This is a genomic window from Pseudomonas izuensis, assembly GCF_002356535.2.
GTDB classification, from domain to species: Bacteria; Pseudomonadota; Gammaproteobacteria; order Pseudomonadales; family Pseudomonadaceae; genus Aquipseudomonas; species Aquipseudomonas izuensis.
Map to the genome: position 1 here is coordinate 5,716,456 of NZ_AP017423.2, position 24,755 is coordinate 5,741,210.

At 59.6% G+C, this 24,755-nt stretch carries 23 protein-coding genes, 1 pseudogene and 1 riboswitch; of the genes and pseudogenes, 9 read left to right on the plus strand and 15 right to left on the minus strand.

What is annotated here, in order from left to right; genetic code table 11:
• Positions 1 to 16 precede the first annotated feature (16 nt).
• The 7 genes from LAB08_RS25500 to LAB08_RS25530 form a co-directional block, all read right to left on the minus strand.
• The gene (locus tag LAB08_RS25500; RefSeq protein WP_096509134.1) at positions 17 to 730 is read right to left on the minus strand and encodes a YiaD family glycine zipper/OmpA-like lipoprotein; all 714 of its coding nucleotides are present in this window, start codon (positions 728 to 730) and stop codon (positions 17 to 19) included.
• A 104-nt stretch (positions 731 to 834) separates the two neighbouring features.
• Positions 835 to 1,476, minus strand: a complete 642-nt coding sequence (locus LAB08_RS25505) for an MBL fold metallo-hydrolase (RefSeq protein ID WP_096509133.1) — start codon at positions 1,474 to 1,476, stop codon at positions 835 to 837.
• Positions 1,477 to 1,562: 86 nt separating this feature from the next.
• Positions 1,563 to 4,301, minus strand: a complete 2,739-nt coding sequence (locus LAB08_RS25510) for a winged helix-turn-helix domain-containing protein (RefSeq protein ID WP_096509132.1) — start codon at positions 4,299 to 4,301, stop codon at positions 1,563 to 1,565.
• A 295-nt stretch (positions 4,302 to 4,596) separates the two neighbouring features.
• Entirely contained in the window at positions 4,597 to 5,961 is a 1,365-nt protein-coding gene (locus LAB08_RS25515; protein ID WP_096509131.1) for a DUF1329 domain-containing protein, read from the minus strand.
• 28 nt (positions 5,962 to 5,989) lie between these two features.
• Positions 5,990 to 7,876 carry a DUF1302 domain-containing protein gene (locus LAB08_RS25520; RefSeq protein WP_096509130.1) on the minus strand — a complete coding sequence of 629 codons (1,887 nt, stop codon included), beginning with the start codon at positions 7,874 to 7,876 and terminating at the stop codon, positions 5,990 to 5,992.
• Between the two features lie 339 nt (positions 7,877 to 8,215).
• Positions 8,216 to 9,898, minus strand: a complete 1,683-nt coding sequence (locus LAB08_RS25525) for a fatty acid--CoA ligase (RefSeq protein ID WP_096509129.1) — start codon at positions 9,896 to 9,898, stop codon at positions 8,216 to 8,218.
• 240 nt (positions 9,899 to 10,138) lie between these two features.
• Positions 10,139 to 10,768, minus strand: coding sequence for a LysE family translocator (locus tag LAB08_RS25530; RefSeq protein ID WP_096509128.1), 630 nt, complete (start codon positions 10,766 to 10,768; stop codon positions 10,139 to 10,141).
• 91 nt (positions 10,769 to 10,859) lie between these two features.
• On the opposite strand from LAB08_RS25530, the gene LAB08_RS25535 reads away from it, so the two are divergent.
• The 3 genes from LAB08_RS25535 (at position 10,860) to LAB08_RS25545 (ending at position 13,695) form a co-directional block, all read left to right on the plus strand.
• Positions 10,860 to 11,825 (plus strand): 2-hydroxyacid dehydrogenase, encoded by a 966-nt coding sequence (locus LAB08_RS25535; RefSeq protein ID WP_096509127.1) that lies wholly within the window; start codon positions 10,860 to 10,862, stop codon positions 11,823 to 11,825.
• A gap of 33 nt (positions 11,826 to 11,858) precedes the next feature.
• On the plus strand, positions 11,859 to 12,857 hold the full coding sequence (locus tag LAB08_RS25540; RefSeq protein WP_096509126.1) for a methyltransferase: 999 nt from the start codon (positions 11,859 to 11,861) through the stop codon (positions 12,855 to 12,857).
• A gap of 39 nt (positions 12,858 to 12,896) precedes the next feature.
• A riboswitch (yybP-ykoY riboswitch) is annotated at positions 12,897 to 13,021 on the plus strand.
• 89 nt (positions 13,022 to 13,110) lie between these two features.
• Positions 13,111 to 13,695 carry a TMEM165/GDT1 family protein gene (locus tag LAB08_RS25545; RefSeq protein ID WP_096509125.1) on the plus strand — a complete coding sequence of 195 codons (585 nt, stop codon included), beginning with the start codon at positions 13,111 to 13,113 and terminating at the stop codon, positions 13,693 to 13,695.
• A 119-nt stretch (positions 13,696 to 13,814) separates the two neighbouring features.
• On the opposite strand, the gene LAB08_RS25550 is transcribed toward LAB08_RS25545, so the two are convergent.
• The gene (locus tag LAB08_RS25550; RefSeq protein ID WP_096509124.1) at positions 13,815 to 14,630 is read right to left on the minus strand and encodes a M48 family metallopeptidase; all 816 of its coding nucleotides are present in this window, start codon (positions 14,628 to 14,630) and stop codon (positions 13,815 to 13,817) included.
• A 1,360-nt stretch (positions 14,631 to 15,990) separates the two neighbouring features.
• Here LAB08_RS25550 and LAB08_RS30860 point away from each other — a divergent pair.
• Together LAB08_RS30860 and LAB08_RS30865 are read left to right on the plus strand one after the other, a co-directional pair.
• Positions 15,991 to 16,185: pseudogene (locus tag LAB08_RS30860) on the plus strand (HAMP domain-containing protein); the annotation flags it as partial.
• Between the two features lie 114 nt (positions 16,186 to 16,299).
• Complete coding sequence (locus LAB08_RS30865; RefSeq protein ID WP_436799368.1) at positions 16,300 to 17,043, plus strand: methyl-accepting chemotaxis protein; 744 nt, start codon at positions 16,300 to 16,302, stop codon at positions 17,041 to 17,043.
• Between the two features lie 109 nt (positions 17,044 to 17,152).
• Here the strand turns inward: LAB08_RS30865 and LAB08_RS25560 are convergent, their stop codons facing one another.
• Genes LAB08_RS25560 through LAB08_RS25570 form a run of 3 tightly spaced genes read right to left on the minus strand, consistent with a single transcriptional unit; the run spans position 17,153 to position 18,264 of the window.
• Positions 17,153 to 17,776, minus strand: coding sequence for an SOS response-associated peptidase (locus LAB08_RS25560; protein WP_096509122.1), 624 nt, complete (start codon positions 17,774 to 17,776; stop codon positions 17,153 to 17,155).
• Between the two features lie 36 nt (positions 17,777 to 17,812).
• Positions 17,813 to 18,073 (minus strand): putative signal transducing protein, encoded by a 261-nt coding sequence (locus LAB08_RS25565; protein WP_096509121.1) that lies wholly within the window; start codon positions 18,071 to 18,073, stop codon positions 17,813 to 17,815.
• Between the two features lie 8 nt (positions 18,074 to 18,081).
• Positions 18,082 to 18,264, minus strand: a complete 183-nt coding sequence (locus LAB08_RS25570; RefSeq protein ID WP_096509120.1) for a CPXCG motif-containing cysteine-rich protein — start codon at positions 18,262 to 18,264, stop codon at positions 18,082 to 18,084.
• 139 nt (positions 18,265 to 18,403) lie between these two features.
• On the opposite strand from LAB08_RS25570, the gene LAB08_RS25575 reads away from it, so the two are divergent.
• Positions 18,404 to 19,570, plus strand: coding sequence for a 1-acyl-sn-glycerol-3-phosphate acyltransferase (locus tag LAB08_RS25575; protein WP_096509119.1), 1,167 nt, complete (start codon positions 18,404 to 18,406; stop codon positions 19,568 to 19,570).
• 120 nt (positions 19,571 to 19,690) lie between these two features.
• Here the strand turns inward: LAB08_RS25575 and LAB08_RS25580 are convergent, their stop codons facing one another.
• The gene (locus tag LAB08_RS25580) at positions 19,691 to 19,969 is read right to left on the minus strand and encodes a hypothetical protein (protein ID WP_096509118.1); all 279 of its coding nucleotides are present in this window, start codon (positions 19,967 to 19,969) and stop codon (positions 19,691 to 19,693) included.
• 193 nt (positions 19,970 to 20,162) lie between these two features.
• Here LAB08_RS25580 and LAB08_RS25585 point away from each other — a divergent pair, with 193 nt between their 5' ends.
• Complete coding sequence (locus LAB08_RS25585; protein ID WP_096509117.1) at positions 20,163 to 20,369, plus strand: hypothetical protein; 207 nt, start codon at positions 20,163 to 20,165, stop codon at positions 20,367 to 20,369.
• A 180-nt stretch (positions 20,370 to 20,549) separates the two neighbouring features.
• On the opposite strand, the gene LAB08_RS25590 is transcribed toward LAB08_RS25585, so the two are convergent.
• Positions 20,550 to 21,134 carry a YajG family lipoprotein gene (locus LAB08_RS25590; RefSeq protein WP_096509116.1) on the minus strand — a complete coding sequence of 195 codons (585 nt, stop codon included), beginning with the start codon at positions 21,132 to 21,134 and terminating at the stop codon, positions 20,550 to 20,552.
• Positions 21,135 to 21,338: 204 nt separating this feature from the next.
• Between LAB08_RS25590 and LAB08_RS25595 the strand changes: the two genes are divergently transcribed.
• Both LAB08_RS25595 and mqo read left to right on the plus strand, forming a co-directional pair.
• A complete protein-coding gene (locus LAB08_RS25595) occupies positions 21,339 to 21,578 on the plus strand; it encodes a hypothetical protein (RefSeq protein WP_096509115.1) in 240 nt (79 codons plus the stop codon).
• 736 nt (positions 21,579 to 22,314) lie between these two features.
• A complete protein-coding gene (gene mqo, locus LAB08_RS25600) occupies positions 22,315 to 23,823 on the plus strand; it encodes a malate dehydrogenase (quinone) (protein ID WP_096509114.1) in 1,509 nt (502 codons plus the stop codon).
• A gap of 93 nt (positions 23,824 to 23,916) precedes the next feature.
• Here the strand turns inward: mqo and LAB08_RS25605 are convergent, their stop codons facing one another.
• Together LAB08_RS25605 and LAB08_RS25610 are read right to left on the minus strand one after the other, a co-directional pair.
• Positions 23,917 to 24,204 (minus strand): PA4642 family protein, encoded by a 288-nt coding sequence (locus LAB08_RS25605; protein ID WP_096509113.1) that lies wholly within the window; start codon positions 24,202 to 24,204, stop codon positions 23,917 to 23,919.
• Positions 24,205 to 24,267: 63 nt separating this feature from the next.
• The gene (locus LAB08_RS25610; RefSeq protein WP_096509112.1) at positions 24,268 to 24,753 is read right to left on the minus strand and encodes a hypothetical protein; all 486 of its coding nucleotides are present in this window, start codon (positions 24,751 to 24,753) and stop codon (positions 24,268 to 24,270) included.
• Between the last annotated feature and the right edge of the window lie 2 nt (positions 24,754 to 24,755).

Here is a 24,755-nt window from a genome sequence, read left to right on the forward strand (position 1 = left end):
ATTGCTGCACGGTGCCTTATTGCTGGGCGCCATACTGCTGGCCCGGAATCGCCTTGAGGTTGACCTCTACACGGCGGTTCTGAGCCCGGCCGTTGGTGTCTGCGTTACTGGCAACCGGACTGTCCGGGCCGGCGCCACGGGCGCTGAGGTTCGTACCGCTCACACCTTGCGAGGTCAGGTAAGTCGCAACGCTCTGGGCCCGACGCTGGGACAGGTCCATGTTGTGCTGACGGCTGCCGGTGCTGTCGGTGTAGCCAACGATTTCGATCTGGTTCTGGTTGAACTCTTTCAGCGAGCCGGCCAGGTTATTCAACGGCTGGTAGAAGCTGGAAGCGATATTCGCCGAATCGGTGGCGAATGTGATGTTGCCCGGCATGATCAGCTTGATCTGATCGCCCTGACGCTGCACTTCAACACCGGTGTTGGCCATGCTGGCGCGCAGCTTTTTCTCCTGCTGATCCGCGTAGTAGCCATAACCGGCAGCGGAAGCACCCACTACCGCAGCGCCGATCAGCGCGCCCTTGCCACGGTTATCATGGTTGATGGCGGCACCGGCCAACGCGCCGGCCAGAGCGCCGAGGCCGCCGTATTTGGCGGTTTTGCTCATGCCTTCGGAGCCGCTATCCGCCTGGCCCTGGGCCTGGCCACCGCCGTATGGGTTAGGCGAGGCGCAACCGGATAAAACGGCCACAGCCGTAGCGACAATAATCAAACGACGCGTGGTGAACATGTAGAGCTCCTACTTTTTTACATTCTGTGGTGCAGCGGACATAAGCATCGAACCTTTGCGGGCGTTGGATCGTTTCCGCAGGTGAAAATTCCACGTGTTACAAATCAGGCACGAACAAAAGGATTTTCGCGCATTTCATCCCCCAGACGGGTGTCCGGACCATGCCCGGTCACCACCGTCGCCTCTTCGTCGAGCGTATACAGACGCTGCTTGATCGAGCGCACGATAGTCGCCTGATCGCCGCCCCACAAATCCGTACGCCCCACCCCGCGACGAAACAGGGTGTCACCGGCAATCAGCAGCTTAGCCTCTGAAAACCAAAAGCTCATGGAACCCGGTGTATGACCTGGTGTGTGCAATGCCACACCGCAACCGCATGCCAACTCTTCATCGTCAGCCAGCCAGCGATCCGGTGACGGTACCGGCGTGTAGGGAACACCAAACATCTGGCACTGCATCTCCAGGTTATCCCAGAGGAATTGATCTTCCTTGTGCAGGTGCAGGGTCGCGCCGGTTTTTTCCTTCAACTGACCCGACGCCAGGAAGTGGTCGAGATGCGCATGGGTGTGAATGATGCTGACGACCTTCAAGCCCAAGGCATCGAGACGGGCGAGGATCAGTTCGTGATTGCCCCCCGGATCAACGACGATGGCCTTTTTCGTCACCGGATCGCCGATGATCGTGCAGTTGCACTGCAACGGGCCGACGGGGAAGGTTTCGCGAATGAGGGTGGGCTGCTGGGACATCGGGGCCTGCTCGATAAACGGGGACGAGGGATTTTCGCACAATTGAGTATTCCGCGATTTACCCTGCGCTGAAACGTGAAAAATCCTTAACCCAACACCCCCAATTCCTTGGCCCGTGCTACAGCCTGCGTACGCCGTTCAACGCCAAGCTTGCTGTTGATGTGGCTGGCATGGGTTTTAACCGTGTGCAGGGAGATAAACAGCTGATCGCTGATTTCCTGGTTCGAGCAACCTTGGGCGATCAAACGCAAAACGGCCATTTCCCGGGTACTCAGTTGTTCAGCCGGCAGGACAGGCTCCAGCGCCGGACGGTTTGCCGGTGCCGGCAATTTTTCGGAAATGTCCTGAGAAACGGTGGTCAACGCACAGCTTTGCAGTTGCCCGCGAAGCCATTCCGGATGCTCGGCCAACAATCCGTCAAACGGTTGCAGTGCGCCACCTGCAGCGGCATCCAGCGCCTGAGCCAGTGCCTTGCGTGCCTCGGGTTCGCGCCCATTGCCCAGCAACAAAGAGACTTTTTGAGTCAGGGCCATCGCACTGAGCAGCTGTCGGCCAGTTTGCTGCCCTTGTTCAAGCAGCGCATTCAAACGCCCTTCGGCCAACATCGGTTGCCCCTGAATGACTTCCAGCAGGGCCTGTTGCAGTTCGATATGCAGGGGAAGTTGCGGGTGGAACTCCGGGGGCGATGCCGGGTGTCCACCGTTATAGGTCTGGCCCAGCCGCGCCAGCCAGGCTTCGGCCAGATCGATACGCCCCTGGGCCAGCCAGAGCTCGCATTTGACCAGGGTGATCATCGCCAGATAATAAATGGGCGGCACGTCCCAGATATGCATCAGACGTTCGGCTTCGGCCAGCTCTGCAAAGGCCTTGGCGAATTCGCCGCTGCTGCCTTCAAGTCGGGCGATGACACAGTGGCCGATCAGTACACTGATGTCGCGACAGGCTCGGGCCTCGCTCAAGCCAACCTGTAAACGCACCCGAGCCGCTTGCGGTTGCAGGCGTAGCGCCAGCAGAAAACCTTCGTATAACGTCAGGCGTGCGCGTACGGCATAGAGTCGTTGCGGTGACAGCCCTTGCAAGCGTTGCAGCCCCTGCCGGACTTCATTCAGCGAACGCAGGATTTCCCCTCGTGCTTGCAGCACTCGCGCGCGGTCGTAATGGGCCAGCGCTTCGAACAATGGATTGCCGACCCGTTGCGCCAGCTCCAGTGAATCACGGTTCAGCCCACGCGCACGCCACAAATCACCATCGGCAATGGCCAGGTTGGACAGGGTCGAGAGGCACATCAGCCGCTGACCGTAACGCTTGCACGGAAGACTTTCCAGCGCTTCGGTGCAATAGCGCAACGTGAGCTCACGGTTACCGCGCCCACGGGCGATGATCCCGCTCAATGCCAGCCATTGCGCCAGCATCGACTTTTGCGCGGTGGCTGACGGGGCCGGCAGGAAGCGGCTCAAATGACTGGCCAGTTCCTCGGCGGCATCCAGCTGACAAGCCAGTCCCAGCGCCCAACTGTAGAGCACAATCAGTCGCGGTGTGCTGATCAGCAGACTGTCGGGCAAGTCCATTTTCCAGCGCAGCAACATACCGACATTCTGCTCGGCCAGCAGTTGCTCCTCCGACAGGTTTTGCACCAGGTTCGCCGCGACGTCCAGATGTCCGGCACGCAACGCCTGCTCTACCGCTTCATCGAGTAACCCCTGGGCATTGAACCAGCGACAGGCGCGCAGGTGCAGGCTGGCGGCCGGCACCATCGACTGGACAGCGGGCCGCGAGCGCAGCAGGTCGGAAAACAGATGGTGGTAGCGATACCAGTGACCATGTTCGTCCAGCGGCACCAGAAACACCTGGTGGGCCGCCAGAAAGCGCAGGATCTCGGCACTGTCATGGGCGTCTCGCACGGCATCGCACAGTTCGCTGCAGAAACGCTCCTGGGGCGCGGTGTCGTAGAGAAAGGCCTGCACCTCGGCGGGCAGACAATCGATCACTTCTTCAAGCAGGTAATCGCGGATCAAGCCTTCCCCGCCGTGAAGCGCCTGGGGCAATGCGCCTTGCGTGCCAGCTTCCGACGCCGCCAACAGCCAGAAACGCAACCCGGCCACCCAGCCTTCGCTGCGCTGGATCAGGCTTTCCAGCGCCTCACCGCGCAAGGAGCTGCTGTGCCGGGCTAGCAGACTCAGGGCCTCATCGTGGGTCAGGCGCAGGTCCTGCTCGTGCAATTCCAGCAGCTGCCGCGACAGACGAAGCCGTGCCAGGTGCCAATCGGGACGCTGACGACTGGTGACCATCACCAGCAGGCCATCGGGAAGGTGGTTGAGGAAAAATTGCAGGCAACGATCCAGAACCGGTCCCTGGGCCAGATGATAGTCATCGAGCACCAGCAACAGCGGCGTCGCCGTCGACAGGTGCACGGCCAGTTCATCGAGCAATCCGTCCAGCCATTCTTCGAAGGCGAAGGGCTGATGGCGTTGACGCATTTTCAGCAGCCCGAGGGACTGCCTGCCCCGTTGTGGATAAAAATCCTGAAGGCCTTCGAGCAATCGCTCGAGGAATCGGCCCGGGTCGCTGTCCCTCGGACTCAAGCCCAGCCACAGACTTTGCCAATGCGCCGGCAGCGCCTGACAGAACTCCACCGCCAATGAACTCTTGCCGAACCCCGCCGGAGCGCTCACCAACAGCAGCCTGCCGCCGAGCCCCGCACTCAGGCGCTCGCACAGTCGCGGGCGCAGCACATGGCCGTCGGGCAATGGCGGTCGGAAAAAGCGCCCGTCCAGCGCGGTGATAGCGACGCTTGCAGGACCTGGTGGTGGGGTCAGATCAGTCATGGCCGGCTCTTGTTTGAATTGCGGGTGGCGGCGTTGCAGATGTCCGCAGACTAGCGGTAAACGATGAGGGAATGAAGATAATTGCTACAAATGGCTACAAAAAGACTACGAACCCATGTTTAAACAAAAAGTGCTCACGCCAACTGTAGGAGCGAGCCTGCTCGCGAAAAAACCGAGGGCTGCGCGGGTTGTCAGGTTTTACGCGTTATCGTTGACGACCCTTTCGATTCCCCCAAAAAAAACGCCCCGAACCAGTCGGGGCGTTTTCTGAGGATGCGGCCTCGGTTTCCAGAAGTTAGCGAATACCATCCTGACGCAAGGCGTTCGGGGTGAAGTCCGCGGTGCTGGCGGTGAAGCCGAAGTCATATGCCGACTTCTCTTCGTTCTTCATGCCCAGTGCCAGGTAACGGCCCGATTGCAGGTCGTACAGGGCCTCCAGGGTGTACCACGGCACCTGGACGTTGTAATAGTTCTGGGAGTGAGCTTCCGCCACACGCCAGAGTTGATTGCGACCGTCGTAGTGGTCGATCACCGCCGCCTGCCAGGTGTCCTCGTCGATGTAGAAGTCACGTTTGGCGTAGATGTGGCGCTGGCCTTCCTTCAAGGTTGCCACCACATGCCAGACCCGACGCAGCTCGTAGCGAGCCAGGTCCTGGTTGATGTGGCCGGCCTTGATGATGTCGGCGTACTTGAGCTTCGGATCGTCGAGCTTGTAGGCATCGGAGGCGATGTACATCTCTTTCTTGCCTTCGAGCTTCCAGTCGTAACGATCCGGTGCACCGTTGTACATGTCGAGGTTGTCGGAGGTACGCAGACCGTCGGCGGCAGTACCCGGGCCGTCATAGGACACTTGCGGGGCTCGACGCACGCGACGCTGACCGGCGTTGTAGACCCACGCCGAACGCGGTTCCGCCACCTGGTCGAGAGTTTCGTGCACCAGCAACACACCACCGGCCAGACGTGCCGGCGCGGTCACTTTCTGCTTGAAGTAGAACAGGATGTTGCCCGGGTTCGACGCGTCATAATCCTTCATCTTGTCGCGGAACACGAACTGGTCCTGGAAGTACACCAGGCTGAACGAACCGTTCGCCTGCGGCGTGGCCTGGGTCACCAGGCGGGTCACGCTGCCACCGCGATAACGGGTGATGTGGTTCCAAATGACTTCCACGCCGTTTTTCGGGATCGGGAACGGAACTGCGGTCTCAAAGTTTTTCAGACCGTTGCCGCCGGACACCAGCTCCGTGTTGGTGGCGTTTTTCTTGATGGCGGCGAACACGTCATCCGGCACGGTGGCACCGCGATGGGACGGGTAAACCGGCATCTTGAAGGTTTCCGGGTAGCGCTTGAACATCGCGTACTGGCCCGGAGCGAGCTTGTCCTTGTACTGGTCGACGTTCTGCGCCGTGATGGTGAACAGCGGTTTTTCGCTGGCATATGGATCAGACAGGAAGCCCTTGCTGTCGGCTGTACCGGCATTTTTCGGCATCGGCTTCCAGGCTGGAATCGAACCGTCGGCGTTACCCGCCATCTCGGCGCCCATCGGGGTCAGGCTCTTGCCCAACTTATCCGCTTCGGCCGCCGGGACCGCCGCCATTACGCTGGTCGCCAGCAGCGAAAGACCCAGGACACCGGCATGGAACAGACTCTTTGTTATTTTCATGTGTGTACTCGTCCTGAAAATAAAGTGCTTAGAAGTTCACGCCGAAGCTGAGCGCAACGAAGTCGCGATCATCCACGGTGGTGTACTTGCCGTCGAAGAAGTTGGTGTACGCCAGGCTTGCGGTGTAGGTGTTCTGGTACTCGGCATCGACGCCCAGGCTGACCGCCTTGCGGCCTTCCTCGAAGTTGCCGCCAGGACCAGGGGAGTAGCCGCTCACGTCGTGGGACCAGGCCACGTTCGGCTTGAGGTTCACACCGGCGAATACGTCGTTGTATTCCCAGATGGCACGACCGCGATAACCCCAGGAAGTCGGCGTGGTGAAGCCTTCGTCGGTGCAATTGCGGCTGAGGTTGTTGGTCGGGGAACCCGGACCGGCGCCGTTGATGGTGCTGGTGTTGAGTGCCACGCACGTGTTCACGCCGCCGGTGGCAGGTAACTCGCCTGGGCCGAAGACCGGGTCACGGCCATAACGGACATCAGAAGAGCTTTCCAGGCCGCCGACGTGGGTTACGCCCACTTCGCCCACCAGGGTCAGACGGCTGGCACCCATGACCTGATCGAAGAAGTGCGTCAGGGTGGTCTGGAACTGGGTGACTTCCTTGCGGCGGTAGCCGTGCAAGTCCTGGCCCGGTACGCCGGAAAGCAGCGAAGCGTTGGTCAGCGCGCCGCCCAGAGGACGGACACCGGCGAACAGGATGTCGGTGGAGTTGAGCTGCACCGGTGCATTCGGACGGTAGCTGACTTCACCGCTCCACGCCGTGCCGGTAGGCAGGGTGGTGGAGAAGCTCAAGCCGTAGAGGCGGATGTCTTCCGGATACTCGACGAAGTAGCTCGAATTACCCGCGACGATCAGCGGCGCCAGAGCGCGCAATTGTGCGGGCAAGGCCGCCACTCGGGCGAAAGTCGCTTGTGACGCACCCGTGGCACTGAAGATCGGCGCACGGCTGTGGTAGTTCATGAAATAGGCACCGAACTCGGTGTCCAGCGGGTCGAACATGTATTTGAAGGACGCCCCCCACTGACCGCTGTCACGCGCATCGCGGTCCGAGGCACGGCGCACCAGCACACCTTCGTTGTTGGCGTCGACACCCAACGCGGTCAGCGTCGGCAGCGCAGCGGCAGGAATCGTCGAACGGCTGTTCAGCACGCGCAGGTTGTTGTTGCAACCGTCGGCGATGATGTCCGGCTGAGAGAAGAAGGTGCCGCAGTTGTCAACGACGGTCTGGTCCCATTCGAGCTGGTAGAAGGCGTCGGCCGACAGATTGTCGGTGAGGCTCTGGGAGATGTAGAACATGTTGACCGGGATCAGGCCTTCCTTGATCTCGGCACCTGGTCGACGGAACGCGGAGACGTCGATCGGGTTGATCGAGTTGATGCCGCCGCCGATGAAGGTACTCTCACCCCAGCTCACCACCTGCTTGCCCAAGCGCACGGAACCCGGCAAGTCGGCGATGGAGTAGTTGTGATAAACAAACGCATCGAGGAGTTCGGAACCGGCGGACTTCGCGCCTTCCTTGCGGCCGTCGTCGCTGATGTCCTTGAACGGGCGGCTTTCGTCTTTCAGTTCAAAGTCGTACCAGTATTTGCCACGGACGAAAACGCCGGTATCGCCATACTTCAATTCAAGGTCGTGAATGCCCTTGAAGATCTTCGAGAAGGTTTCGCCGCTCTTGAAGTTCAGGTGACCGTCATCGGAAGTCTGGGACAGCCCGCGGCCGCCGTTGTTGACGCCGATGAGGTTCTTGTTCGGCTGCTCGGTAGACCAACTGGCACCGATCGACAGGGATGAGTCGAACTGACCTTCGATTTCGCCAACGTTGAAACTGACGCCGAATGCAGGTCCGGCGAGCGTAGAGGCAAGGCTGACGGCCAGGGGTAACTTAGCCCGGCGCCAGAACTGGTTTACTGATGTCATCGACGCTACTCCATGTGCATTTTATTGTTATGGCAGTGAGCACTTCTAAAAACGCTGTGGATAACCGGGAGCCAAGGCATCCCAAAGTCATTCCAAAGTTGCATCGCCCCAGTTTGTGCGGTTGCTCCGTTCTTAAAAATCCTTGAGCGGACTATAGCCAGCAGGTAGTAGTGCTTGATCCCTCTAAAGTGTGATTTGCACCTGCCAGCCACTCTGGAACAGTCCTTTCGCCAGTCCGACACCCGTCGGCCCGGCAAGAATGGCTGAAAATAAGAATTTAACAAGCCAAGCGCTTGCTTGGTGGGGCTGGCGTGCCCTTTCGGGCACGCCAGAGGAGGCTTAAAGCGTCGAGAGGAAGGTGCTGTTGGTGGCTTGCCATTCGGAGATGTCGACGCGAATTTTCTTCTTGTCGAGTTTGCCGACACTGGTCTTGGGAATTTCAGTAACAAGGGCGATCTGGCTCGGGATGGCCCACTTGCTCAGGTGCCCCAGCTCCACGAACGGTTTGAGGTGTTCCTTGAGTTCCCTGGCCCCGATCTCATGGCCTTCGCGCAGCACCAGCAAGGCAAACGGGCGCTCGCCCCACTGTGGATCGGCAATCCCCACCACTGCTACTTCGCGTACCGCCACGTGGCGACTGATCAGGTCTTCGAGGTCGAGGGAGGAGATCCACTCGCCGCCGGTCTTGATCACGTCCTTGATCCGGTCACGAATGTCGATCACGCCCATGCTGTCCAGGGTCGCGACATCACCGGTGTGCAACCAGCCCCCGGCCCAGAGTTCGGCACCTTTTTGCGGCTCGTTGAAATAACCCTCGGTGAGCCACGGCGCGCGCAACACCAGTTCGCCCTGAGTCTCACCGTCGGCGGGGAGGAAGTTGCCGTCGGTGTCGACGATTGCCGCCTCCACCAATGGCCCCGGCACGCCGGCCTTGATCCGATAGGTGGTGCGTTCGTCTTCGGTGCCGGCCATCAGTTCGTCGTTGAGGTGCGCGCACGATACCAGCGGACCGGTTTCCGACATGCCGTAAGCGGCGGTCAGCTGAATGCCTTTGGCCTTGGCGGCTTCGTACAGCGCACGATTGAGCGCACTGCCACCGATGACGATTTTCCAGCCACCGAAGTCGATGTTTTGCGCTGCCTTGGAATTGAGGACCATTTGCAGGATGGTCGGCACGCAGTGCGAAAAGCAGACCTTTTCCTTGCGCCACAGCTCCACCAGGAATTCCGGATCGTAGCGACCGGGATAAACCTGCTTGAGCCCGAGCATGGTCGCTACATACGGCAGCCCCCAGGCATGAACGTGAAACATCGGGGTGATCGGCATGTACACGTCGTTGGTGCCCAGCAGGCGCACGCTGTCAATTGCGCCCATGATGGTCGACACGCCCATGGTGTGCAGGACCAATTGCCGATGGGTGAAATACACCCCCTTGGGATTACCGGTGGTGCCGGTGGTGTAGAACGTGGTCGCGACCGAGTTCTCGTCGAAGTCCTGGAAGTCGTACTGCGGGCTCGCAGCTGCCAGCAACTGCTCGTACTCGCCGACGAGATTCGGCAGGTCAGCGGTCTTTTCCGGCAGGTCGGTCAACAGCAGGGTTTTCTCGACGGTGGTCAGGTGCCCGGCAATCGCGTTGTACAGCCCCACGAATTCGCTGTTGACCAGCACATAGCGGTCCTCCGCATGATTCATGGTGTAGAGGATCTGCTCCGGCGACAGCCGCACGTTGATGGTGTGGATCACGGCGCCGATCATCGGAATGGCGAACATGCACTCCAGATAACGATGGCTGTCCCAATCCATGACCGCCACGGTGTCCCCGGGTTTGACACCGGCCGCCGTCAACACGTTGGCCAGCCGCGCGACCCGTTCGATCAGGGTCGGATAGCTGTAGCGCAACTGGTCGCGGTAGACGATTTCGCGGGTTTTCTCATAACGCGTACCGGACATCAAAAGCCGTTTGATCAGCAGCGGATACTGGTAAGCGCCTTCGGCTGGGGGGATAACGCGTGTCTGCAACATAAGAATCCCTTTTCTGACTGCACGGTCGTGGCTGAAAGTAAGCACTGTAGTGCCCCTGCTCGCCAGCCAAATCAGCCAAAGGAATGATTTGCAGAGCCGCACGAATGCTAGCGTTGCGCCAGCATTCGTGCGGCTATCACCCGAATGTAGGAGCTGCCGCAGGCTGCGATCTTTTGATCCTGCTTTATGAAGATCAAAAGATCGCAGCCTGCGACAGCGCCTACAGGGATAGATGTTTGATCAGTGCATTTCGGTGAACGCGAGCTTCACACCGATCGCGATCAGTACTGCGCCCATGGTCCGGTCGAACCAGTGACCCATGCGGGCGAACCCGGCACGCACGCGCTGCTGGCTGAACAGCATGGCCACCAGGCAGAACCAGGTTGCTGTCGCTGCCGCGAGGTAAATCCCGTAGCCGGCCTGCACCGCCAGCGGTGTATGCGGATTGATCACCACGGTGAACAACGACAGGAAGAACAACGTGGCCTTCGGGTTCAGGCCATTGGTCACGAACCCCGAGGTGAAAGCGCCGCGTGCCGTGCGCTCGCCGGCTTCCTTGTGCAGATCGTCCGTCACTGCCTTGGCCGGTTGCGCCCGCAGCGCCTTGAAACCGATGTACAGCAAGTAAGCGGCGGCGGCCCATTTCAAGGCGTTGAACAATACGATCGACTGGGACACGATCAGGCCGATGCCCAGCAGCGAATAGCCGACATGCAGGAAAATCGCCGTGCCGACGCCCAACGCCGTCCAGGTACCGGCGCGACGACCGTGGGTCACGCTCTCACGCACCACCACGGCAAAGTCCGGGCCGGGGCTGGCCACGGCCAGCAGGTGAATCAGGGCAACGGTCAAGAACTCTGTCCAGTACATGAGGGCTCCTTTAGGCCAAGCGTAACTATTCATTTCATCTGGTAGGCTCGGCAGATTACGCCTTCAGTTCATTGCACAAAAGGTACAGTTGATGACGAACATTCGCCGCGCCGTTTTCCTCGACCATCCGTCCCTGGATCTGGGTGATCTCGACCTCGGCCCGTTACGCGGGTGCTTCAGCGAATTGCAGCTGTTCGCGCAGACCTTGCCTGATCAAGTGATCGAACACATCAAGGGCGCCACCGTTGCCATCACCAACAAGATCCAGATCGACGCTGCCGCCATCGCCGCCAGCCCCGAGCTGAAGCTGATTCTGATCACCGCCACCGGCACCAACAATGTCGACCTCGTGGCCGCTCGTGCCCACGGCGTTACCGTGTGCAACTGCCAGGGTTACGGCACACCGTCCGTGGCGCAACACACGATCATGCTGTTGCTCAACCTGGCGACGCGCCTGGCTGACTATCAGAAAGCCGTTGGCGAGGGGCGCTGGCAGCAGGCAAAGCAGTTTTGCCTGTTGGATTACCCGATTGTCGAGCTGGAAGGAAAAACCCTGGGGTTGCTCGGTCACGGCGAACTGGGCGGCGCGGTCGCGCGGCTGGCCGAAGCGTTTGGCATGCGGGTACTGTTGGGCCAGATCCCGGGGCGCCCTGCCCGGCCCGACCGTCTGCCGCTGGACGAACTGCTGCCGCAAATCGACGCACTGACCCTGCACTGCCCGCTGAACGAACACACCCGACATTTCATCGGCGCCCGTGAACTGGCCTCGATGAAACCCGGCGCGTTCGTGGTCAACACCGCCCGTGGCGGCCTGATCGATGAGCAAGCGCTGGCCGATGCCTTGCGCAACGGGCATCTGGGCGGCGCCGCCACCGATGTGCTGAGCGTGGAGCCACCCATCAATGGCAACCCGTTGCTGGCCCACGACATCCCTCGGCTGATCGTCACCCCGCACAACGCCTGGGGCAGTCGCGAAGCTCGGCAGCGAATCGTTGGCCAGGTCACCGAAAACGCCTTGGGATACTTCAGCGGTAAGGCGCTGCGGGTCGTCAGTTGATAAACTGCGGCACTTTTTTTCACAGGAGCAGTTATGGATCCGCGCAGTGAAGTACTGCTTCGTCAGGCTGAATTATTCCAGGGGCCAGTGCTGTTGGCCGGCTTGCCCGCCGACGATTTACTCGGCCGCCTGCCCGCCGCTCGTGGCTGGTGCTGGCATGCCGGCGATCAAGCTGCGCTGGATGCCCGCTTTGCCGGCCGCAGCGATTTTGGCGTGAATGCACCTGAGTTCGCGTTCGAATCCGCCGTGGTGTTTCTGCCCAAATCCAGGGATCTGACCGATTACATCCTCAACGCCGTGGCGTCACGCCTGGAAGGTCGCGAGGTATTTCTGGTCGGTGAGAAAAAAAGCGGCATTGAAGGCGCGGCCAAGCAACTGAATCCCTTCGGCAAGCCGCGAAAGCTCGACAGCGCGCGGCATTGCCAACTCTGGCAAGTCACCGTGGCGAACGCGCCACAGGCCAAATCATTGGAAAGCCTGGCCCAAGAATACGAGTTGCCGCTGGCCGAAGGCCCGCTCAAAGTCATCAGCCTGCCGGGCGTGTTCAGCCATGGCCGACTGGATCGCGGCAGCGCGCTGCTGCTCGAGCATCTGGACAAACTGCCAAGCGGTCATTTGCTGGATTTCGGTTGCGGTGCCGGCGTTTTGGGCGCGGCAGTAAAACGTCGCTACCCGCACAACCAGGTCACCTTGCTGGACGTTGATGCGTTTGCCGCCGCCAGCAGCCGTTTGACCCTGGCTGCCAACGGTCTGGAAGCCGAGGTGATTACGGGTGACGGTATCGACGCCGCCCCCATGGGTCTGAATGCGATCTTGAGCAATCCACCGTTCCATGTCGGGGTGCATACCGACTATTACGCGACCGAGAACTTGCTGCGAAAAGCGGCAAAACATCTGAAAAACGGTGGCGAACTTCGCCTGGTGGCCAATAGCTTCCTGAAGTATCAACCGCTCATCGAGGAGCACTTGGGCGCGTGCACCATCAAGGCAGAAGGACAGGGTTTTCGGATCTACAGGGCTAAACGCGGCTGAAAATTTGTTCTTGCTCAAACGGATTTGCGTAGGCAGAATCCGCTCCGTCCTAGGGGAGTAGTCTCCCACGAGCGCCATGCTCGTCCGGCATGCGTCAACATACTTGGTCCTCAGACCATGGCGCATGCGACCCAAGCGTCCGCATCAGACGGATCGCAGGGTTTGACAAGACCTATGACACGAACACCTTACCCGGGGCGGGAAGGCTGTACGTGTCATAGCCGTGTCGACCCGCCCCTTAGGAAAACCCCTGATGCTGGATTCATTACTCGTTCCCACCGCAATCGTTGCCTTGGCCGAAATCGGCGACAAGACGCAGCTGCTCGCGCTCATTCTCGCTGCCCGTTTCCGCAAGCCGTGGCCGATCATCGCCGGCATCGTTGCCGCGACCCTGGCCAACCACGCGGCAGCCGGCGCAGTCGGCGCCTGGGTTGGCAGTTTCTTCTCGGACACGATGCTGCACTGGATCCTCGCCGCGAGCTTCGCCGCGACCGCCCTGTGGACGCTGGTGCCGGACAAGATGGATGACGACGAGGCCAGCACCGCTCGCAAGTTCGGGCCATTCGTGACCACGCTGATCGCGTTTTTCCTGGCGGAAATCGGTGACAAGACCCAGATCGCTACCGTGATGCTTGCTGCACAGTATCCGGAGTTGTGGCTGGTGATCATTGGCACCACCCTCGGGATGCTGATTGCCAACGTACCGGTGGTTCTGGCGGGTAACTTTGCGGCGGATAAATTGCCACTCACGCTGATCCGTCGACTGGCGGCGTCGGCGTTCTTCATTCTGGCGATTGTCGCGGTGTACAAGGCGATGCAGAGCAGTGGGTGGGTTTGACGCAGTAGGTCGTTAGACCGCGTTATCGTTCTTCGCGAGCAAGCCCGCTCCCACATTTGACCGCGTGCCAATGTGGGAGCGAGCCTGCTCGCGATGGCGTCAGCAGCTACGCCACATGACTACTTCTTGGCCTGCTCATACAGGGGCATCACCTTCGGAATCGCCGCCTGCAACGAAGCAATACGGCTCGACGAGTTCGGGTGAGTACTCATGAACTCCGGTGGAGCACCTTCCGAGGCCTTGCTCATCTTGTTCCACAAGGTGATCGCGGCATTCGGGTTGTAACCGGCGCGGGCGGCCAACTCCAGACCGATCAGGTCCGCTTCGTTTTCGTTTTCACGACTGTTGGGCAACGTCATGCCGTAGTTGGTCACGGCGTCAGCCAGGGCCAGGCTGTCCTGACCCAGACCGAACAAGGCTCCGGCGCCCTGCTTGGCCATCTCGATACCGTAAGCCTTGGACATCGCCTCGCGACCGTGCTCGCGCAGGGCGTGGGCAATTTCATGGCCCATGACCGCGGCGATTTCATCGTCGGTCAGTTGCAGCTTGTCAATCAGCCCGGTGTAAAAAATGATCTTGCCACCCGGCCCGCAGTTGGCGTTGAGCTCATCGCTCTTGATCAGATTGACTTCCCACTTCCACTGGGCCGCGTCCGGACGGAAGTTCGATGCCTGGGCAATCAGCCGGTCGGCAATCGCCTGAACCCGTTTGGCTTCACTGCTGGACTTGTCCAGCACGCCTTTGCTGGACGCATCGCCCACTGTCTTCTGATAGGACTGGGCATACATCTGGTCAACCTCTTGCGAGGACAACATGCTGAACATGTACTGTTTGCGCTCAACGCCTACAGCGCCACCGCTGGTGGTATTGACCGATTGGCAGCCGGCGAGCAGCAAACTTGCACTCAGCCCACATAAAACCAATATCTTGTTCATCAAAAAACTCCCTCAAAACATGTGCGTATCCTAGGCGTGGAAATGTATCGGTGCCAGATACAACGAGCGTAAGACGTACAATTCGGATAAAGCTCTCATCGCCGTAGAAAAAAATTCACAAACCACGGCGAGCCTCGATCGATAACGGCCTGCGCTGATTCAATTACGACATCAATCCCTTAAAAACAATCATTTCTTCGGCACCCGCTCATGCCCATCGGGGTCCTTGCCGATACACCTCCGCAGACGTCCTTTTGCGTGCGGAGTGCCCATGAAATTCAAATCAATCCAGTTTTCCGTGGCGGCCCTGGCCGGCGCTATCGTGCTCAGTGTGGTGGCAGCCCTGGTGGTCTACGCACTGTTTTCCGGCGCACGGACGCAAGACATGGTTCAGGAGCGGACCCAGACGCAATTCGAGCAGGTCATCGAACAGCGCCTGACGTCCCTGGCGCAAACCCAGGTCAGCCAGATTCAACGCGAACTCGAAGCACCGCTGCTGATTGCCGGGGGCCTGGTACGGGTCAATGCGCTGATCGGCACGCCGGGGACCGATGGCCAGCCTGCGCTGAGCCTCAGCCGCGAGCAATTGATCGGCCTGATCAAGGAAAACGTGGCCAGGAACCCGAAAATTCTCGGTACCTACATCGGCTGGGAAAAAGACGCACTGGATCACAACGATTCGGCCTACATCGGCACGAAAGTAGTGGGCATCGACGCCAGTAACGGGCGCTTCCTGCCCTGGTGGTTCCGCAACGAAGACGGCAGCCTCGGCCTGGACAAGCTGGTGGACGTGGATGACCAGAAAACCTTGTCCACGGGTGTGCGCGCCAGCGAGTACTACCTGTGCTCGAAAGAGACCAAAAAATCCTGTGTGATCGATCCGGCGCCCTACAAGGTCGGCGACAAAATCGTCATGCTCGCCTCCTTTATTGAACCGATCATGCTCAACGGCGCCTTCCAGGGCATCGTCGGTGCCGACCTGTCGGTGAATTTCATCCAGGAAATGCTCCTGGGCGCCAACCAGAAACTCTACAGCGGTGCCGGGGAAATGGCCCTGATCGGCGGCAATGGCCGGATCGTTGCCTACACCAAAGACCCAAGCAAATTCGGGGAGAAGGTCAGCGATATCCTCGACAGCAAGCAGATTGCCAATATGGCCAACCTCAAGCGCGGCGAAGTCACCTACACCGTCGACAAGGCCCAGGGCCGGATCGAGCTGTACCTGCCTTTCGGCATCGGCCAGACCGACGCTCGCTGGACCTTGATGCTGCAATTACCGTTGAACGCGGTGATGGCCGACCTGCAAAAGCTTCAGGCCGACCTGAACAGCCAGCGCAAATCGGACACGTTCGGCATGGCCATGGTGGGCCTGTTGATCGCCGGTATCGGCTTGCTGGTGATCTGGCTGGTCGGCCATGGCATTGCCCGCCCGCTGAAGCAGATGGTCGCCATGCTCGACGACATCGCTCAAGGCGAAGGCGACCTGACTCGTCGCCTGAGCAGCGACCGCTCCGACGAACTGGGCTCGATCGCCAAGGGATTCAACACCTTCCTGGCCAAGTTGCAGGTGATGATCACCCAGGTGGTGACCTCGGTGCAGAGCGTCAGCGATTCGTCGGAGCACACCGCCGACATCGCCATTCGCACCAACACCGGCGTGCACAAGCAAATGGCTGAAATCGATCAAGTGGCCACGGCCGTGCAGGAAATGACCGCCACCGCCCAGGACGTGGCCCGCAACGCGACCCAGGCTGCGCAAGCCGCCAGCCATGCCGACCAGGCGGCCAGCCAGGGCAAACAGATTGTCCATGACACCTCGAACGCCATCGGTGCCCTGGCCGTGGAAATCGGTCGCGCCGTCGGCGTGGTGCAAACCCTGGCCAAGGACAGCGAAAACATCAATGCGATCCTCACCGCCATTCGTGGGATTGCCGAACAGACCAACCTGCTGGCATTGAACGCGGCCATCGAAGCGGCGCGGGCCGGTGAACAGGGTCGCGGTTTTGCGGTGGTGGCCGACGAGGTGCGCAACCTGGCACAGAAGACCCAGAAGGCCACGGAAGAAATCCAGACCATGATTCAACAGCTGCAACAAGGCACGCGGGATGTGGTGCGGGTCATGGAAGACAGCCAGAACCGCACCGACGAAAGCGTGCAGCATGCAGCCAAGGCGGCCGAGGCCCTGGAAACCATCACCCAGGCGGTATCGGTGATCAACGACATGAACACCCAGATCGCCAGCGCCGCCGAGGAGCAAAGCGCGGTGGCGGACGATATCAACCGCAACGTGATCAATATCGGGCAAGTGGCCAATGAAGTGGCGGGCGGCGCGGATGAATCGAGTGCGGCCAGTGCGGATTTGACCAAGTTGGCCGAGCAACAACGGCGATTGATCAATCAGTTCAAGGTCTGATCCGAAACCCTCTTCGCTGGCAAGCCAGCTCCCACAGGGATTTGCGGTGTACACAAAACCTGTGGGAGCTGGCTTGCCAGCGATGGGGCCAGCACTGATACCAAAGACTTCAACCCGGGGTCAGGCACTCCGGCCCATTGAGCTTCGGATCATTGACCATATTGGCCAATACCCGCTCGCGCAAAGCGGCGGGTTCACTGGCCAGCAAGGCCTGCAAGGCATGTAACGGCGTTTCGGGATCGAGCCATATTTCCTGTGCCGCCGCATCGAGAATCAACGGCCGCCGCTGACTGGCCGCCGGCTGGGTGATGACCGCCGTGCTCAGCCACACCTGCTCCTGCACCGGATACGCTTCCCAGATCGCCGCGAAAAACAGCGACGAGCCCTCCCCCGGCGTCAGCCAGTACGGGCGCTTGCGCGTGGTGCCGCGCCATTCGTAGAAACCGTTGGCTGGTAACAAACAGCGCCGTTCGCGAAGGGCCTGGCGAAACATCGGCTGTTCGGCCACGGTTTCGGCCCGGGCATGGGCGGGGGTGCGCGAAAGATCGGTCAGCCACGGCGGCGTCAGGCCCCAGCGCGCACGCGCCAACTCGCGCTGACCATCCGCACCGGCACGCAGCATCAACACCGAATCATTGGGGGAAATATTCCACTGGGCCTGCTGATCGGCGGGAAAGCCAGGCAGGGCCGCGAAGGCGGGATTCCAGCGAAACAGGGCATAACGTCCACACATGGGGCAGCACAACTCTTGATCAAACGAACCGCCAGACTAACAGACCAGCGTGCCGGGAAAGCTTTCCGGTTCATCTCCCGAAAGCGGCAGCGCGGCATTGTACGCACTGATCAGCTCGCGGGCGTATTCGGCCTGGTCGTTATCCACAGACAGACCCAGCAGGCCGAAGATCGGCAGCTCTCCCGTCCCGCCCAGCAGATCGCGCCCCACCAGATGCGCCTCGATGCCCTCGCTGGCGAGCATGCTTTGCAGTAACTCGCCTTCCATGAGGTTTTCCGGTTCGTAGATTCGCTGCATGGATGCCCTCAATCGTTCTCACTGAACACTTCGAGATGCCATTCTTGTTCATGAACCTGCAAAACAAAGGTTATCGGCTTGCAGCACACCTGGCAGTCTTCAATATAGGTCTGATCCCCACCGGACAGATCCACAGTGGTCTCGACTTCCTCTCCACAATACGGACATTCATACACTGCGGCTTCCAGCATCGCGGTCTCCCAGGTGACTTGTGCGTATAATCGCCGGTCTATTTGCAGGGCTATTTTTGTCTGGCTACTTTTTCAGACCGTACCCCGCCGGTTTTCGATCCGAACCTTTACTTACCCTAGCCGTTTCTAACAAGAGAGCATGATGGGCGAATTCGATGCCATCCGACCTTACGACGACAGCGAAGTCCCAGCGGTGCTGGCAAGACTGCTCGGCGACAAGGCGTTTCTAGATATCCTCACCCACTTCCGCTTCCCGCGCTTTGCCGGCGCTTTAGGCTGGGCGCTCAAACCTCTTATAGCTCATCGTCTGCGTCGTGAGTTCGCCGGCATCACGTCGGTGGCCACTTTGCAGGACAAAGTCGAGTATTACGTCGACCACACCATCGAGCGGGCCACGGATGGGGTGACCTACACCGGTGTCGAGCAGTTCAAGTCCGGCAGCGCCTATCTGTTCATCGCCAATCACCGCGACATCGTGATGGACCCGGCCTTCGTCAACTACGCCGTGTACCACGCCGGCCTGCCGACCCCGCGCATCGCCATCGGTGACAACCTGCTGCAAAAGCCCTTCGTCAGCGACCTGATGCGCCTGAACAAAAGCTTTATCGTGCACCGTTCGATCACCGGCCGCCGCGAAAAAATGGCCGCTTATCAGTTGCTTTCGGCCTACATCAACCATTCGATCCGCAACGATTGCGCCTCGATCTGGATCGCCCAGGCCGAAGGCCGGGCCAAGGACGGCGATGACCGTACCGAGTCGGCGATTCTCAAGATGTTCCACATGAGCCGCAAGGACGAGCCGTTCGGTGACGTCATCCGTTCGCTGAACCTGACACCGGTGTCGATCAGCTACGAATACGACCCGTGCGACCAGGCCAAGGCCCGCGAACTCTACATCCGCGCCACCACCGGCAGCTACACCAAGGCACCCGGCGAAGACGACGTGAGCATCGCCAAGGGCATCACTGGCTATAAAGGTCGGGTGCACGTGAACTTTGCCGCGCCGATCACCGAACTGTTCGAAGATACCAAGCAATTGGCGGTCGAGATGGACAGGCAGATTCTTGGCGGCTACCGCCTGTTCCCGGTGCATTACCTGGCTTACGCGCAGTGGAAAGACGCCGACCCGCAGTTGCAGGTGCCAAGCGCCGCCGAGCTGTTCGCGGCCGACGAACTGGCCAAGGCCCAGGAGCAGTGGCAGCAACGCCTGGACGCCTGCCCTGAAGAACATCGCCCGTTCCTGGTGCTGCAATATGCGACGCCGGTGCGCAATCAGTATCGAGTTAAGGCGGGGTTGGCGCTTTAATTAGAAATGCACGAGTGACTCTGTAAGAGCCGGCTTGCTGGCGATAGCGGTATGTCAGGCGCAATCAATGTTGCTTGATGCGCCGTCATCGCCAGCAAGCCGGCTCCTACAGGTCTACCGTCAGACGCGCGTGCTGATCCAGGATACAAGCAGTGCCAAGCCGAGGCAGGCAAAGCCGAAGCGGTAGAAAAACCGGTTCATGCGCAAGGTCGCCCAATCCAGCGTGGGCTCTACGCTGGGGCTGCTCTGGCGCTGCGCCTGGAGGCTGGCCATCGCGCGTTGTTCGCGACGCCGGGTCGCGTGCAGCAACCAGCCGCCCGGGAAGGCAAAGAACAAGGCCAGCAGGTTGATCAATTTGGCGGGATGGGCGGTTAACAGCGTCATCAAATGCAGCGACATCACTAGCCTCAAACAAAACAGGTGTGGCAGACGCCGAACCGACGACCGCGGCGCGGATTCTACCGAAAGCTTCCCTGCATGCCCTCCCTTTCCGACAAAAAACGCAGCAATTGACCAATGACTGTCCTGCGTCACGGCTTCGTCATCTGAATGCGCCAGTCTGTCGCCCCTCGAAACCGACAGGGATTGCGTCATGCTCCACGCCGAAAACCAGGATCGCCTCTATCTGATCAATCACAGCGACGAACAACAAATCCTCGTCGACAGTCTCGCCTTCAACGTTCAGGACCGTCATTGGCTGGTGTATTGCGCACTAGGCGGTCATCAACACGCGGATTTGCCGGAAGCGGATTTGCTGACGGGCGTGAGTATGCTGGATTTTTACTCACAGGCTGCCTGATACATACGACCCCTTGTAGGAGCGAGCCTGCTCGCGATGGACTTGAAAACACCACGGGGTATCAGATACCCCGCGTAATCGTTAACGACCATCGCGAGCAGGCTCGCTCCTACAGTTGAATAGACATGAAAAAGCCCGGGGCCATTACTGGCACCGGGCTTTTTTGCATCTCGCGAAGGGTTATTCGCCGAGAATCTGACCCACGGTCGGGTCCTTGAACAGACGGGTCAGCGCATCGCTCAATACGTCGCTGACCAGCTTGGTGTTGGTTTCCTGGTTCGGCGCCATGCCGAAGCGCTGGTCCAGGGACGAGCCGTAACGACCGCTGTAGCGACGGTTGGCATTCTGTACATCGGAGCGGAATGTCGCACCGATGGTCGCCTCGGTCACATACATGCCTTCTTTAGGCGACTGATACTTCAGCTCGGCCAGGGTCACCGTCAATTGTGGAGCGTTCATCGCATTGGCCGTCGGGGTGAAGCCCAACAGACGCACGGCTGCTTCGGCCTGGGCCTGCAGCTTCGGCAGGATCTGCGCGCCTTGTACGGTAATCGCGCTGGTCTCCGGATACAGGCCACCACGGGTACCCAGGGTTGGTGACGGACGACCGTCTACAACGCGCACCACCACCGGCTGACCGTGGCCTATCGGTGCCAGTTGCGCCGTCAGCTTGGGTTCCGGGTTCAGTTGTTGCGGGCTGTGGGCGCAGCCGACCAGCGTCAAGCTGGTCACAGTGATCAAACCGAACAACAGGCGTTGCAACATGCTTTTCTCTCCAGAATCAGGCACAAACAGACCGGCAGTATAGCGGTGCGCCACTGCGGCTAACCAGCGCCGCACAGTGTTTGATGAAATCTCTGACACACCCTTGGCAATGCGGTTCCTGTCACACAGATGTCACCGCTCATACACGTGTACGTCATGGCCTGCAGGCAATCTTTTCGGCAGTCACTCACACGGTACGTCACCATGCGTCATCTGATCTCTCTGTTCGCACCACGCCCACTGCACCGCTGCTTCGCCCTGCTCGACCGCAACGGCCACTGCCAGGCCTTCAGGCAGTGCAGCCTGCAGCCCATGGGCGATGGTTGGGTCGAGATCGAAGAGATCTGCCTGAATTGGCTGAATCAGCCGCTGCCGGCCGGTGCCCGCGTCGTCTCGCAACAGCATCAGCCACGCTCGCGTGCACAGCAGCTGATGACGACCTGACCAAACACCTAATAAAAGTCATTAAACACGACCATTTCCCTGCGTTTCTTAGATACAATCTCCCCCCGATTATAAGGACGTCTCCTGATCGGGCCTCGCAGCATCGTCAATGCGCTTGTATTGACACCCCGCACCGCCCACAGAGAGCCGCCCACACAGATCGAGTGAAGCTGGCGCGCTTGCTGTTTTGTTGAGCAAAACCTCCACTTTTCGCGAATCTGCAGAGCTGTCATTACGCTCGGTCACTGAGCTGTTTGCCCGTTTTGCCTGCCCTGTATCCCATGGCGGCAATCCATCCGGGCACGGTGCCAGGCTGGGACAGCCCTTTTTGAGGTTCACGTCTTCAAAAGAGCGTGAAAAAAACGGGTTTTCACAACTTCACAAGAGTGTGGCGAGCAAATGAATAGTTTTGCGTCTGAACATGCACCATTAGCGTCTACAACAGCCCGACGACACAGGACCGAGTATTCCTCGAACACCGGAGCCTGAAGCCTGTCCGCTACGGATTTGGTTGCACAAACGGATGTATCGACCATAAGTCGAATTGCCTCCCGCGCGCTGAAATGAGTTCATATGGCTCATAGGCCCGGCAGGTAGCGTCCGTCGAAGTTGCGATAAATTGCGAAGATTCGGACATGGCGATCCTGCCATGGGTACCTGGGCATCACAGACACGCCCCGGAACGCCTGGCAGCCATGCCGTCAATTTGGTGCTGCAGATTTTGGAGACGCGTTAAATGGCGCATAACGAAGCAGTCGACGTAGTACTGGTAGGGGCCGGCATCATGAGCGCCACCCTCGCCGTGCTGCTCAAAGAGCTCGACCCCGCGATCAAGCTGGAAGTCGTCGAGCTGATGGATTCCGGTGCCGCGGAGAGTTCCAACCCCTGGAACAACGCCGGTACCGGTCACGCCGGCCTGTGCGAGCTGAACTACACGCCGCAGGCTGCCGATGGCACCGTCGACATCAAGAAAGCCGTGCACATCAACACCCAGTTCGAGGTGTCGAAGCAATTCTGGTCGTACCTGACCAAAAAAGGCACCTTCGGTTCGTGCAAGTCCTTCATCAGTCCGGTGCCGCACCTGAGTTTCGTGCAGGGCGATAAAGGCGTGTCCTTCCTCAAGGAACGCTTCAAGGTGCTGAGCAAGCATCACGCCTTCGCCGACATGGAATACACCGAAGACAAGGCAAAACTGGCCGACTGGATGCCACTGATGATGCCGGGCCGTCCAGCCGATGAAGTCCTGGCTGCCACCCGCGTGATCAATGGCACCGACGTCAATTTCGGCGCCCTGACCAACCAGTTGCTCAAGCACCTGACCAGCGCACCCGATGCCCAGGTCAAGTACTGCAAGCGCGTGACCGGCCTGAAGCGCAGCAACGGCGGCTGGACCGTCAGCATCAAGGACGTCAACAGCGGCAACTCCCGCGAAGTAGATGCCAAATTCGTTTTCCTCGGTGCTGGCGGCGCGGCATTGCCGCTGTTGCAGGCTTCGGGCATCGAGGAGAGCAAAGGCTTCGGCGGCTTCCCGATCAGCGGCCAGTGGCTGCGTTGCGACAATCCGGAAGTGGTCAAGCATCACCAGGCCAAGGTGTACAGCCAGGCCGCCGTCGGTTCGCCACCGATGTCCGTGCCGCACCTGGACACCCGCGTCGTCGACGGCAAGAAATCCCTGCTGTTCGGACCGTATGCAGGCTTCACCACCAAGTTCCTCAAGCACGGCTCCTTCATGGACCTGCCGATGTCGGTTCGCGCCGGCAACATCGGCCCGATGTTGGCCGTGGCGAAAAACAACATGGACCTGACCAAGTACCTGGTCAGCGAAGTGATGCAGTCGATGGAGCAGCGCCTGGATTCCCTGCGTCGCTTCTACCCGCAGGCGAAACCCGAGGACTGGCGCCTGGAAGTGGCCGGCCAACGGGTGCAGATCATCAAGAAAGACCCGAAAAAAGGCGGCGTCCTGCAGTTCGGTACCGAATTGGTCGCGGCCAAGGACGGTTCCCTTGCCGCCCTGCTGGGTGCTTCGCCAGGTGCATCGGTGACCGTTTCGATCATGCTGGAACTGATCGAAAAATGCTTCCCGGGCAAAGCCAAGGGTGAGTGGGCTGGCAAACTGGCAGAAATTTTCCCGGCCCGTGAGAAAGTCCTGGAAACCGACGCTGCGCTGTATCGCAAGATCAACGCGCAGAACAACGTCGCACTGGAACTGGTTGAAGCCAGTAGCGAAACCGAAAGCTACGCTTGATCCAGCGCCAATAAAAACGCCCCGCCCTCATTGAGGGTGGGGCGTTTTTTTTTGCCTTTCTGTAGGAGCAAAGCTTGCTCCTACAGAAACTGATTAACCGCGAGCCTTCTGGATCAGCTCGATGTAATCCGGCGCATTGCGTTGATCCTGGATCAGGGCAACGAAGTCATTGCCGTGCTCATCCTTGCCACCCAGGTCGTAACCGGCCTCGACGAAGAACGTCAGGAAACGCTCGAAATCGTCGATACGCAGGCCACGATAGGCCTTGATCAGCTTGTGCAACGAAGGCGAAGTGGCGTCGACCGGTTCGAAATCGAGGAACAACTTGATCTGCTCGTCGCCAATCTCGTCACCAATCACTTGTTTCTTATCTTTACGCATTGCCGACTCCAGCTCGCAGACATTTCACGGGGCAGGCAGTTTACCCCTGCGCAGGCCCGGCACTCAACGCGGACGAACGCTGCCGGTGTGCAGGTCGGCCCAGACATGGCCGTTGGCGAAACTGAGGAACTGGCAATACACCGTGTCATTGCGCAACAAGTCGATCACCACCCGGTACTGAACCAGCGGGTAATAAAGCGTCAGGGTTTTGCTCTGGCCGTCGTAGACCGGTTTTTTCAGGCTTTTGCTTTCGCCATCGAAGTTGACCAGCACCTGATTGATTGTCGCCCCCTTGTTCAGGGATTTGCCCTTGAGGCGGATCAATAGCGGCGAAGTGACCGGGATCGGCTGCTGGTTGGACTGTCGCTGACTGCCAACCACCACCGAATACTCAGTGACTTGCAGCAATTGCTGTTGCTCGGGTTCCGCGTCACGCAGAGTCAAGTCGTCCGGGGGCAAAAACTGCACGTGCATCGGTGCCGGGGCAGCGGCCAGGGGTAGGCTGAAGACCAACATCAGGGCGGCGCAGCTGCGGATCAAAAGACTCATGA